This is a genomic window from Salipiger sp. (assembly GCF_059781815.1).
On the sequence record NZ_JBYNAH010000351.1, the window covers coordinates 1 to 3,108 of the forward strand.

3 protein-coding genes are annotated in these 3,108 nt (G+C 66.9%); 2 read left to right on the forward strand and 1 reads right to left on the reverse strand.

The features are described 5' to 3' along the window. Window positions 1-123 precede the first annotated feature (123 nt). Entirely contained in the window at window positions 124-1,071 is a 948-nt protein-coding gene (locus AC6RA4_RS24450) for a LysR family transcriptional regulator (protein WP_500164760.1), read from the forward strand. Here the strand turns inward: AC6RA4_RS24450 and AC6RA4_RS24455 are convergent. Next, a complete protein-coding gene (locus tag AC6RA4_RS24455; protein WP_500164762.1) occupies window positions 1,052-1,771 on the reverse strand; it encodes a hydratase in 720 nt (239 codons plus the stop codon). The genes AC6RA4_RS24450 and AC6RA4_RS24455 overlap by 20 nt on opposite strands. 543 nt (window positions 1,772-2,314) lie before the next feature. Here AC6RA4_RS24455 and AC6RA4_RS24460 point away from each other — a divergent pair. Further along, window positions 2,315-3,108: serine hydrolase (locus AC6RA4_RS24460; protein WP_500164764.1), on the forward strand; the 794-nt coding region annotated here is incomplete at its 3' end.

The following is a 3,108-nucleotide window of genomic DNA, read 5'->3' on the forward strand; positions in this document are numbered from 1 at the left end:
GCATTGCGGGTTGGTCCTTGTCGTGCGGTTTCGATCACAGTAGTCGCGGGTTGAATTGCCATCTATGGCAAAATGGGTAATGCTGCGTTCTCGAATTGAGAATGGTTTGGAGGCCGGTTCTGCATGAATTTTCACCTCGTTCCGCGACCTTTGCTTTACGTCGAGGCGGTTGCCGAACATGGCTCGGTGCAGGCCGCCTCCCGGGCGCTCGGCATCGCCGCCTCGGCCATCGACCGGCATATCAAATCACTGGAAGAGGCGAATCGTGCGCCGCTCTTCGAACGCCTGCCGCGCGGCATGCGACCCACGGCGGCGGGCGAGGCGATGGTGGTGATGGCGCGGCGCTGGCGCTCGGACGCGGAGCGGCTCGAGACCGACCTGCAGGAGCTGCGCGGGCAGGAGCGCGGCAGCGTGCGGCTGGCGGCGATGGACAGTCTCGCCAACGGGGTGCTCGCCGATCTGCATGGCTGGCTGCGCGCCGAGCACCCGCATCTGCGGCTGAGCCTCGACGTGGTGGCGCCGGTCGATGCCGCGCGCGAGCTCGACGAGGGCACGGTCGAGGTCGCCATCGCCTTCAACCTGCCGCGGCTGCGGCACCAGCACGTGGTCTGGTCCGACAAGCTGCGCTTCGGCTGCATCGTGGCCCCCGACCATCCGCTGGCGGCCGAACCCGAGACCTCGCTGGCCAAGGTCAGCGGCCACGCGCTGGTGTCGCAGAGCGCGGCGCTGCCGACGCGGCAATATCTCGACAACCGGCACGCCTGGTTCTTCGCCGAGAACTCGCCGGTGCAGGCCTCGAACTCGTTGCAGTTGGTGAAGGCCGCATTGAGGCAGGGGGAGGTGGCGATGATCACCTCAGAGCTGGATGCGCTGCCCGAGCTCATGATCGGCGAGCTGGTGTTCCTTCCGCTGAAGGACAAGGGGCTGGTGGCGCCGACGATCTCGGTGGTGATCGACGCGCGCCGGCCGCTCTCGCGGGCGGCGCGATTGGTGTCGGAGTTTCTCGTCGAACGCACCCGGACGCTGCTGTCCGAGCTGCGCGGCGGCGGGCTCAGCGCAGACGGCAGCTGATCTCGCCGAACCCCTCGATGCGCCCGGCCACATCGGTGCCGGCCGGGAAATACTCGAGCCCCGAGAGCGAGCCGGTGATCAGGATCTGACCGGGCCGGAACCCGCCGCAATGATCGCCCACATGGGCGAGAAACAGCGCGAGATTGTCCAGCGCGGACCCGCCCGGGACGGTAAGCGCGCCATCGCGGACCTGCACGTCGCCGCAGCGCAGGGCGCCGGAGACGGTGCCGAAATCGCCGCCATCCCAGCCATCGAGCGCCGGGCCGATGATCAGGCCGGCGTTGATCTGCATGTCGGCGAGTTTCAACATCGGGGACTCGTCGATCCCGTCGAGACGGCTGTCGACCAGTTCGAGCGCCAGCCGCGGGCGGAAATAGCGCGCCGGATCGGCCATCGGATCGCCCTCTGGCGAGGCCACGAGTTCGAAGCCGATTTCCAGCTCGATCCCCATGCGGTCGCGCACCGCGACCTCGGCCCCGGTGGGCAGGGTCAGGTCGGTGCGGATCGGCGCGATCACCGGATCGCCGTCGGCGCGGCGCGCCACCTTGAAGCCCGAGACCGCGCCAAGCTCGGCCTGAACGCTGCGCTGCACCGCGAGTGCGGTGTCGTAATCCGGGACGGGCAGGGCGCTGCCGTCGGCGCGGATGCCGGTCCGGTGCGCGCCGAGCAGCGCGGCGGTGAGGGTCTCGTGGGAGCTCATGGTGGGATCCTGTCGTTGAAGGCGGTGCTGACTGGCCTTGTTGGCCGAGATCTTCCCCGGAGCAAGCCCTCGCGTCCAGAGCTACCCGTCAGCGGCAGGTGCGTTCGCATCGGAGGTTCCTGAATAGAGGAAGTGTCGCAACCCAGATTTTAATACTTCGGTTCATGGGAGGAACATGTTTGCGCGACCTGACGCGCAACTCCCATTGCCTGTAACGCCAGGGACGCGAGCCCAGAGACTTGCTGGGCGTGGTGGTGAGCTGTTCGCAGAGTTCTCAGCTCGTGCTCTGTCATGGCCGCGACGTCTCGCTGCCCTGGAGGCCGGCGCCGGGCGGACGATTTGTGGTCTCGCCGGCGCCGTTTCGCCAGGGCGAGGAGGGCAGTGTCTGGGCTGCGCGATATGGGCCCTCTCGCCACTTGGCCCTAGCGGGGCGCGATGATCCTTGCCCACAACTCTGGATTGGATCAGGTTACCCTTCGAGCAACAGCCTGTTCGCAAAGGCTTTGGCCCAAGCATTCTGAAATGGCTTCAGAGGACCATCGTATGAAACAGCTCTATCCCTTCCTTGCCGCCGCCGGCATCGCCGCCCTGACGGGAACCGCGCTTTCGGCGCAGCAGGCCTATACGATCCCCGACGATCTCACCCCGGTTTCCGAATGGCAGTCGGGCTTCACCGCGGAACAGGCCGAGGCGTTCCGGCAGAGCTATCAGGCCGCCGACATCTTCACCGGCAATGACCGCACCGCCTTTGCCTTCCTCAACCTGTCCGAAGTGGTGCCGACGGGCGTCGTGCCGCGCGGCGGTCCGATCGCGCCGCTCGAGCGGGCCCCGATGGACGGTTTCGAGGACATCGTCGCCAGCTCCGAGCTGGGCGAGATGCCGCTCGGCGCGCTGATGGCCGATCCTCGGTCACGGGTGCAGGCGCTCGCGGTGATCCACGAGGGCAAGGTGGTTTATGAAAGTTACCCGGGGATGCCGAGCGACATGCGGCACCTTTGGTCCTCTTCGGCCAAGACGATCTCGGGGCTGCTGACGCACCAGCTAGCCGAAGAGGGGCTGATCGATCTGCAGGCGAAGGTCTCGGACTATCTCGATTTCACCGCCGGGTCTCCGATCGGCGAGATCCTCGTCGAAGACGTTCTGCACATGCGCACCGGCATCGACTACGAGGAAAACCAGGCCAACCGGACCGATCCCGACCACCCGGTCTCCTGGGCCTTTGCCGCCGCCCTCTCCGAGCGGGGCGTGCCGGCAGGCCCGAGCCTGAAGGAGATCATGGTGGACATCCCGGCCTCGGATCCGCCCGACACCGTCTACGGCTATTCCACCTTCAACAC

Coding starts and splice junctions, on each gene's coding strand:
- AC6RA4_RS24450 (WP_500164760.1), top strand. CDS start 124: ATGAATTTTCACCTCGTTCCGCGACCTTTGCTTTACGTCGAGGCGGTT.
- AC6RA4_RS24455 (WP_500164762.1), bottom strand. CDS start 1,771: ATGAGCTCCCACGAGACCCTCACCGCCGCGCTGCTCGGCGCGCACCGG.